This window comes from Moorena sp. SIO3B2 (assembly GCF_010692525.1).
GTDB lineage: Bacteria > Cyanobacteriota > Cyanobacteriia > Cyanobacteriales > Coleofasciculaceae > Moorena > Moorena producens.
In genome coordinates this window covers 1-1020 of record NZ_JAAHHE010001005.1, presented here as the reverse complement: position 1 = coordinate 1020, position 1020 = coordinate 1, and the positions used below count along the sequence as shown (strand labels likewise).

At 35.7% G+C, this 1020-nt stretch carries 1 protein-coding gene; it reads right to left on the bottom strand.

What is annotated here, in order from left to right:
• Nucleotides 1–245: 245 nt before the first annotated feature.
• Nucleotides 246–830, bottom strand: a complete 585-nt coding sequence (locus F6K38_RS43075; RefSeq protein ID WP_287361069.1) for a hypothetical protein — start codon at nucleotides 828–830, stop codon at nucleotides 246–248.
• Nucleotides 831–1020: the final 190 nt, after the last annotated feature.

Sequence of the window (1020 nt, the reverse complement as noted above, 5' to 3'; positions counted from 1 at the left end):
AATAAAACATTTGCATACTATAGATTACGGCTTGACGAGGACCTTTTAGAGTGTGCTCAACAGGTTGTTTATTGAGATTTTGCTTGAAGTTTTTTGACATAAGTCGAAACTTGGAATCATTGTGGTTTTATATGATTATTGTAATGATTGTAATTTTATTTGTCAAGGTTTTTTAAACTTTTTTTTGGAAGTTTTAGAGAGAATAAAAAAAAGCGATCGCGTCAGCTATTACCCATTACCTTGTTTTAAGCTGACCGCTGACTGCTTACAGTTTGATTAATTTTAATTTCTTCAATCGGAGCCACAAATTCTGTGATACTTTTGCTAAAGTTGACTTGACCTATAACTTGCCATTTTAGTTTAACTTTAGGGGTATTATTAAGATAATCATAGCTACCTTCAAGGATAGTAATTTGGCTAATCGTGTGGGTTGTAGATGTTTGTTGGGCTTGATAATTGTTAGCCGTTGATAAATTATAATTTTCGATGATTTCTTTGTAGTTAGTTAAAATTACCCCTGTCGTCAGGGACGCTAATTTTTCTAGGTTGATTAGGTCAGGGTCACAGATATCGATAAAAAATTCTTGTTTAAATTCCCTGGATGTAGTAATTATTGTGGGGTTTTGTTGCTCCGGATGTAACTGTTGTGGATGGCTTGACCTAAATGTTGAGGCAATTTCCCATTTACCGGGATAGATAACGATGTGTGGTAGTTGTTTTGGTGATTCGGTAATGGGTTGAGCAACAATTTCTATTTGACCTTGGGAGATGTCGTCAGTTAGTTCTTTCTGAAGCTGCTGGCTGATTTGGGATAGTAAGTTTTGAATCATTTTTTTAGGTAATAGATTATGGGTAATAGGTAATAGGTAATGGGTAATGGGTAATGGGTAATAGGTAATAGGTAGTGGGTAATAGGTAATAGGTAATAGGTAGTGGGGAATGGGTAATAGGTAATAGGTAATAGGTAATGGGTAAGACGTTTATTTCCCACATTCGGCAGGTTGGCAGTGCTGCTAGGGA

Bases quoted from the DNA above. Each gene is read 5' to 3' on its own strand.
- F6K38_RS43075 (WP_287361069.1), bottom strand. From the start codon at position 830: ATGATTCAAAACTTACTATCCCAAATCAGCCAGCAGCTTCAGAAAGAA.